The sequence below is a fragment of the Spirosoma sp. 48-14 genome, from assembly GCF_001898575.1.
Lineage (GTDB): Bacteria > Bacteroidota > Bacteroidia > Cytophagales > Spirosomataceae > Spirosoma.
This window is the reverse complement of sequence record NZ_MKUD01000022.1, coordinates 209,357-216,992: the sequence shown is the minus strand read 5'-3', so window position 1 is coordinate 216,992 and position 7,636 is coordinate 209,357. Positions and strand designations below refer to the sequence as shown.

7 protein-coding genes and 1 pseudogene are annotated in these 7,636 nt (G+C 48.0%); 5 read left to right on the top strand and 3 right to left on the bottom strand.

Annotation, left to right across the window (positions count from 1 at the left end):
• The 3 genes and pseudogenes from BGO59_RS13805 to mazG all read right to left on the bottom strand — a co-directional run.
• Positions 1 to 2,928 (bottom strand): annotated as a pseudogene (locus tag BGO59_RS13805) (M36 family metallopeptidase); the annotation flags it as partial.
• A gap of 66 nt (positions 2,929 to 2,994) precedes the next feature.
• Positions 2,995 to 3,726: a metallophosphoesterase gene (locus BGO59_RS13800; protein WP_293684195.1), complete on the bottom strand. Its 732-nt coding sequence runs from the start codon at positions 3,724 to 3,726 to the stop codon at positions 2,995 to 2,997.
• A gap of 69 nt (positions 3,727 to 3,795) precedes the next feature.
• Positions 3,796 to 4,605 carry a nucleoside triphosphate pyrophosphohydrolase gene (mazG, locus tag BGO59_RS13795; protein ID WP_293684194.1) on the bottom strand — a complete coding sequence of 270 codons (810 nt, stop codon included), beginning with the start codon at positions 4,603 to 4,605 and terminating at the stop codon, positions 3,796 to 3,798.
• 162 nt (positions 4,606 to 4,767) lie between these two features.
• Between mazG and BGO59_RS13790 the strand changes: the two genes are divergently transcribed.
• The 5 genes from BGO59_RS13790 (at position 4,768) to BGO59_RS13770 (ending at position 7,566) form a co-directional block, all read left to right on the top strand.
• Positions 4,768 to 5,466, top strand: a complete 699-nt coding sequence (locus BGO59_RS13790; protein WP_293684193.1) for a DUF1361 domain-containing protein — start codon at positions 4,768 to 4,770, stop codon at positions 5,464 to 5,466.
• A gap of 45 nt (positions 5,467 to 5,511) precedes the next feature.
• Complete coding sequence (locus BGO59_RS13785; protein ID WP_293684192.1) at positions 5,512 to 6,090, top strand: hypothetical protein; 579 nt, start codon at positions 5,512 to 5,514, stop codon at positions 6,088 to 6,090.
• Positions 6,091 to 6,122: 32 nt separating this feature from the next.
• Positions 6,123 to 6,554 carry a diacylglycerol kinase family protein gene (locus BGO59_RS13780; protein ID WP_293684191.1) on the top strand — a complete coding sequence of 144 codons (432 nt, stop codon included), beginning with the start codon at positions 6,123 to 6,125 and terminating at the stop codon, positions 6,552 to 6,554.
• 69 nt (positions 6,555 to 6,623) lie between these two features.
• Positions 6,624 to 7,295: a hypothetical protein gene (locus BGO59_RS13775; RefSeq protein WP_293684190.1), complete on the top strand. Its 672-nt coding sequence runs from the start codon at positions 6,624 to 6,626 to the stop codon at positions 7,293 to 7,295.
• Positions 7,267 to 7,566, top strand: coding sequence for a transcriptional regulator (locus tag BGO59_RS13770; RefSeq protein WP_293684189.1), 300 nt, complete (start codon positions 7,267 to 7,269; stop codon positions 7,564 to 7,566). Before BGO59_RS13775 ends, BGO59_RS13770 begins: the two co-directional genes overlap by 29 nt.
• The last annotated feature ends 70 nt before the right edge of the window (positions 7,567 to 7,636 follow it).

Genomic DNA, 7,636 nt, shown 5'->3' with positions numbered 1-7,636 from the left:
GGCTACATAAAACGTTGTCGTACCTGCCGTAGCCGTATTGGGAATACCAGACCCAGCCAATCCTACAGGGTTAAACAGCGTATCGGTGGCAATAGGAGTGCCCCCCGTCGATGCGGTGAACCAATTCGGTAGTCCACCTAAAAAGACGGGGCCATTCGCCTGTGCGGTAAATGGTCCGGTTACGCCCCCAAAATAAGTAGCGACCACGAGTACATAGGTGGTGTCTTTTGTGAGGGTGTGTGTCAATTGGGATAAATAAGCCGGGCCGCTATCGTCGTCGCCATGAAGGAAATTAGTAGCCGGACTAGCCGGATTAAATGGTGCTTTATAGAGCGACAAATAGGTGTCATTGAATCCATCACTTAAAGCTGCGTCTGAGATGCCGACCGTTAGCGGACCACTTACCGGAGCCGTAAAGGTAAACGATTGATAATACACCGTATAGCCTGCTACATAAGCGATAGCATCATCGCCCGATGCCCGAACATAGGTTGGTGAACTGGTCGATAAGGCTCCCTTTACCGTATTTAGAATCAGTCTGGGAACAACAAGGCCTTCACCCGCTGGCACTGCTGCATTCTGGCATACCGAATACGAACCTACAGTAGGTGTACTAACAGGGTTGACCACGACACTAACTGACTGGGGAAAAGTGCCAACGACACAGCCACTTGGGTTTAGCAGGAAGCTATAGGGCACAGAGACGGGTTGATTCGTTGTATTGACCAGGGTTTCGTTGATAATGGCCGAGTTGACACTGGCCGTTGCATTGCTAATACCCGTTACGGCTGGCCGCGTCCAGCTAAAACTCACACCAGTCGTACTTGATGTGGCCGTGTAGGTAAATGAGGTTCCTGAACAAACCGTAAGCAACGTTGGCGAACTAAGCGTATTGCCACCCAAAGGCGTATAATCCTCTATCACGATTCGGTCGTTTGACGAAGCTCCTGTAGACGCATTCGCTCCTAAACCCCTGCGCGCAAATGCCCGCCCGATGGCACACCGATACCGACCGCCAAATAAAAGTTGGTCCGCCTGTAAAATCGCGTCTCTCGACTGTACAAAACTCGGGCTGCAAGGCTGTAATCGTAACCCTTCATTAACCAGCTTCAGGGCAGCAATATTTCCCCGCATTGCCGTTACACTGGTTGGCGTATCGTAGATATTCGGTGTGATCTGATTATCCTGCAAAATAATCTCCCAGGTCATATCCCATAGCATAGTCGCCCATATTGAGCCAACACCATGCGGAATTGAGAAATTGGAGTCCCCTATTTTAGCGTACGTGACGGCTCCGTTTACATTCGCCATATCGTAGGAATAGGCATAATTTCTGATCCCTATTCCAGTTGTCGGCTCTCCAATGGCATAGGTACCAATACCCCGCGGAATATTGGCACTGGCCACGGTAGCACTCAACGAAGACCAGTTCGTGGTGAGCATTAAGGCCAGATAATCGCTCCAGCCTTCGCCCCCCTGCTCTGCATTCTGTAAACAGGACGAGTTGGCAGGACCGCCCGTTAATCGAGTCGACCAGCCATGCGCATATTCATGAGCGATGATGCCGTTATCAAAATCCCCATCAGCCTGGTACGTAGTCGGGATAGTCCAGAGGTACATCTGCATACGACCATTTATCCCATCGGGAGGGGGATAAAAATTGGCATTGTTGGTGCTCCCTCCATCCTGCGCATCGGCATAGACAAAATCATTACCCAGCCCTCCTCGCCCACGGTTATTATTCTGAAAATTTCCACTGGGTTCATCAAAACCAAATTTCCATAACACATCGTGAAGCAGGTTATTCCAGTAAAATAGATTGGTAATGGCGGCATTCTGATTACTGGAAGCCGTATTCAAACCCAGCGTATAAGGATAATTAAATTCTTTCGTTACCGAAGTCGGGCTGTAGCCAATGCTATCAATATCTGTTGTGTCTTCCTGGGCCCAGACATTATTTCCGCGCGTTGTCAGGTAATTCGTCGTTCCATCATTATGCCAGCCATTTGTTGTGCTCGGGCCAGTTCCGGAAGGAACAAAACGGGTATAAGGGTTTACTGAAACAGTACGGGAACCGTGGTTCGGGCTTTCGAGCGGATAATCAAAAACAGTATAACTATTCGCCACAAAGCTCACCTTATCCTGCCCAAAATAGCGGACCTGGTCACGGCTAGCATGACCTACCGATGAGCGACTTACCTGATGAGGCCCGCCGAAATTACAGTGTATAACGTCGTCCGTTTTCTGAACAATATCGCCCGAGGCCGCATCTACGTGAATATTCCAGCCTTTTTGGGCATCTTTGGTCAGAAAGCGTACATTCCAGGTAAGCGCCAGTTTTTCAATCTGTTTTTGTCCTTTCTGATCTACTTCGACCGGCAACCAGTAGAGTTTGACATTAATTTTTTCGTCGGAAAGGGCTGGTATCGAGAAAACACTCTGCGTTAGCGTTCCATCGGTTAGTTTTGTCGTAATGAGTTCCCGGATAGTCGTTAAACTGGCCTGATTCAGCCCCAAATTGGCAACCGCTTTCTGTAAGGCACTCAGTGGTGTGATCAACCCTTTCAGCGACCCTTTTTTGGATACGAAGTCAATACGGGGTATAAAATTATGCGTAAGGTAGGCAACCTGACTATCGACCAGTACCACACTCATGAGCCGGTTGTAGATCTCAACCGACTGGTAGGCTTGATTAAAATAAACGTGATACCAGCCTGTCGTAGGTGATTGATAGGCACTTGACACAATCGCTCCATTGACATCGGGAGCTGTCAGGTTATGCGTTCCAGCATTGGTAACGACATACTGTTTTGCCGTTTCTATTGTGGTTTGCGCATAGGTCTGCAAAAGGCCGAACAAAACGAGTACGGCCGTAACGATCCCGGCTCGGGAACACTTACCGACAGACGTGTAAACTTGCTGCATCATTGATCCTAACGATGCTACTAATCAAAGATAGTACCAAATTTACACTTTTTTCGGAGGTCAGTCTGGTCAGAGGTAGTGTACCGTGCTGATGGTACCATGTGTAGTCAGGTTGACTTCGCGGATACCTACCCGGTAGTTATCAACGGCAAATCCGGGTGTATCCTGTTTCATCTGGTAAAACGTCGATGGAGACAACAGTACCAGCAAATTGCCTCGCTGAATCACTTTTTCGACATGATAATGCCCACAAATCACGGTCACATGGCAAGGTAGTTTCTGCACCAGATCGAGGAATTCATCACTCTGCCGAAAAGGATATTTGGCATCCATGAAGCGGACATCGGCCGGCAACGGTGGATGGTGCATCATGATCACGACATTATTGTCGCGCAAGGCGGTCAGATAATCCGTTAGCCAGGTCCATTGCGCATCGGAAAATACGCCTTTCGATGAGTCCAGAAACAGAACCGGGCGTCCTTCAAGGGGCAGCGCATAGTACAGCTCGTTATCGAACAAGTCGTGCTTTTTATGAAAAACTTCCGCAATGAGCGTAGCGTCGTCGTGATTACCCGGAATGATGTAATACGGAATAATCAGTTTCCCCAATTGCTGTTCGACCCATTCATAAATTGCTTTATCGCCTTCCGTATTGCAGATGTCGCCACCAATCACAACACAATTCGGCTTTAGCTCATTCAGAAAAGCCAGTGCATTCAAAAAATTCGTACGAACATCAACGCCCTGGGGTTTTTCGCCCTCGGTATCGAGATGCATATCAGTAATAAACGCAATTCGCATAATCAGTGTGTGATCTGTGGTCTGGCACGTATGGGGTAGCAATGTACACTATATCTCTTACATCCTGTATCATCCCCGCACTTTTGCTTCGTTCCAGTACACATCCATTTCAGCCAGGGTCATGTCGCTAAGGTTTTTACCATGCGCCCGAGCCTGCTCTTCCAGATACTGAAAGCGCCTGATAAATTTTTTATTCGTACGCTCTAGCGCGGTTTCCGGATTGATGTCAATAAATCGGGCATAATTGACCAGCGAAAACAGTAAATCCCCAAACTCGCCTTCGGCCCGCTGTTGGTCGATGGTTTCATTGGCTTCTGCATTGAATTCAGCTTTGAACTCCTGCATTTCTTCTTCCACCTTTTCCCAAACCTGCTGTTTTTCGTCCCAGTCAAATCCGGCTCCCCGCGCTTTTTCCTGAATACGCATGGCTTTGACCAGCGCAGGCAACGAGCCTGGCACCCCACCCAACACCGACTTGTTGCCCTCCTTCAACTTCAGTTGCTCCCAGTTTGCCTTTACCTGTTCTTCCGTTTCGGCAACGACGTTGCCGTATATATGCGGATGGCGGCTGATGAGTTTATCACACACGCTATTCAACACATCGGCCATGTCGAAAGCACCCGATTCCGATGCGATCTTAGCGTAAAAAACCAGGTGTAACTGAATATCACCCAACTCTTTACGGATTTCAGGTAGATCATTCTCCAGAATGGCGTCGGACAGCTCGTAGGTTTCTTCGATGGTCAAATGGCGCAGACTTTCTAATGTTTGTTTGCGATCCCAGGGGCACTGTTCACGCAACTCGTCCATAATCGTCAGCAATCGGTCGAATGCCATCAGTTGTTCCTGACGGCGGGGGGGCAATTGATCAAAAGTCATCTGGTAAAAATACGGTAAAAGGAGGAAGCCGCAAAGCAGGAACGATTGACCGTAAGCCCTACCGACCTCATACCCTCCCCTAACCACCCTATTATTTTTTATCAAATTACTTGACTCGCAACCGAATAAACGTTTTACTTTGCAAAACAAAGTACTTTAAATATGCAAACACTATATTCTCCTTCGTATCGCTCTGGCTTTTGGGAGCACCGGGATGCCCGGTCAGGTAAAGGACTACGCATTTTAGCCTTGCTAAGCGCCACTGGGCTGAGTCTGGTTGTGGCACGCGGGCTATTGACCGGAAACTGGTGGTTCTTTATATGCCTCACCTGGAATCTGGCTTTAGCCTGGTTTCCGCTTGGCACCATACTTACCCTTCGCGATCTGCGAACGGCTGGCTTTCGAAGTCCGTGGCTGATGCTAAGTGGTCTGATGCTCTGGCTAGCTTTTCTTCCCAACGCCCCCTACATCATTACCGATTTATTTCATCTTAAATATATCGACCATCCGTTGCTCTGGTTCGACACGATGTCCATCTTTATATTCGCCCTGACTGGCTTACTAACAGGCCTTTACTCGATACTAATCGTTCACCGTATGGTCAAGCCACTGCTTGGCAACGTGTATACCTGGGCGGTTATCACGACCAGTCAGCTCCTGTCGGGATTTGGGATTTACCTGGGTCGGTTTGGTCGTTGGAATAGTTGGGATGTTCTGGCACGCCCGACCTCCCTGACCAGGGCCATCGCTCATGCCTATCATGATCATTTAAGCGTACAATTGACCCTGGCTTATGGCTTCGTTCTGATAGCGCTCTACATCGCTTTCTACTGGTATGCAGCCCATGACGACCATTCTTAGCTTCAGTTCAGGCATTTATATAATAGCTTTTTAGAAGCACTCTACATGAAATTTCTTATTGCTCCCATAGGTATTGCTGGTTTGGTCTACTACTTTGCTTTCAGACCAAGCCCGGTGGTTTATCAATCCCAGATCGCGCTGAACGATCCGGTCCAATCCGTTCAGGACTCAATGCGCGTATTACGTCAATGGTGTGAAGCGATCAATCCAACCATATTTTTAAGTTGCTATGTCCGCCAGGACAGTATTTTTCATTTCAAGGTTGATAAATCGACTATGCTTCGCTCTCACTACAACATTGGCAAAATCGACACGGTGTCCCTACTCAATCCAGGGTTTGTAAATTTGCCGAAAGCCAAGGTTGCTCGGTTGCTAAGCGTGATAAAATTCTTGAATCGCAATCGGATTGGCGGTATTGTTCATGATACATCAACGGAGTCGTGGTGGTATCCTTACCAGTTAGATAATCCTACTGATAGTGAAGGAACACGGCATTTGTTTCTTGTGGAATCGGCGGAAGACACCTTAAAACCCGCTTTTACGTATTACTACAAAATAATCGATCGTAGAAGTCAACTGATTTTGACAAAATTTAATGATGTCCGCCCTCGAAAATCGAGGTAGGCTATTCCAGGCTGCAATGCTATGTTTGCGGTATGATTGATTTTCGAAAGGTCATCCGAAGTTTTGGGTTTGCCGGGCAGGGTATTCTGGACTTGTTCCGTTTCGAGAACAATGCCAAAGTACATCTATTGGTAGCCGGACTGGTTTTGGCAGGTGGTTTCTGGGTTCAACTGACCCATATCGAATGGACCATTATCCTGACCCAAATTGGTCTGGTCTGGGCGGCAGAGGCCTTTAATACGGCCATCGAAAAATTGTGCGACTTTGTTTCACCGGGTATCCATCCGCAAATCAAAGCGATCAAAGACCTTTCATCCGGCGCAGTGTTGATCCTGGTCATAGCTGCCGTACTCGTTGGTATTATTATTTTCGGCAGCCATTTGCTCAATGATTTTCTAAGCATGACAAATAATTCCAGACTCTGGTTTTCGATTCCATTCGACCCAACTCTGGCCTGCTTCTAATCGAAAGCCTATAGTTTATATTTCGTATTCCTATTACCCAATCTTTACCTTTCTGACTCATACGTAGCCATGCACGAATCCCGCGAACATCTGCAAACCCTGTCGGAAATCCGCCTATTAATGGAGCGGTCTTCCAAATTTCTGTCGCTTAGTGGTTTATCGGGCGTATCGGCCGGGGTAATTGCACTCGGAGGAGCGGCTGTTGTTTATACACGACTACGCACGGGTCTGTTTACGACCATAGGCACTTACGACTCACGACCGGGCAATCCTGTCAATCAGCACGATGTCAGGCAGTTTCTGGTAACCGTAGCCATTAGCGTATTGGCCTTAGCGCTGGCATCTGGCACGTATTTTACCGTTCGTAAAGCCAGGCGTCAGGGATTGACCGTCTGGAATCAACCGTCGAAACGGTTGTTATGGGCTATGATCGTTCCGTTGGCAACCGGAGGTGTATTTTGTCTGGCGTTACTGTATTATAACCTGATTTGGCTATCTTTTCCGGCAACACTGATTTTTTACGGTCTGGCCCTGCTCAACGGGAGCAAATACACCCTGCGCGACGTTGAATCGTTAGCCTACTGCGAAATTGCTCTCGGCTTACTTTCCTTGTTCTGGCCAGGCTATAACCTGCTGACCTGGGCTATTGGATTTGGCCTGCTGCATATTGCCTATGGCTTAGCCATGTATTATAAATACGAACGTACCCCACATGAAGAACGACCTGCTGGCTCAGTTTAACAAAGCCTTTGAAAGCAAAGCGCGGCTGAGTATTATGTCGGTCCTAATGGTCAATGACTCTCTGAGTTTCAACGCGCTGAAAGAATTACTTAGCTTAACCGATGGCAACCTCGCCACGCACCTCCGTGCGCTGGAAGACGCAGGCTATGTTTTGGTACAGAAACAGTTTGTTGGCCGCAAACCCAACACTACGTATTCGGCTACCCCAGCCGGTCAGCAAGCGTTTACCGATCACCTGAACGCCCTGGAAGCATTTATTAAAAATATGTAGCAGCTTAGCTACTGAAGACTTAGCTAGGCACTAGTCCGTTCTTTCAACTCTCGTTGATAGGTTGGCTATA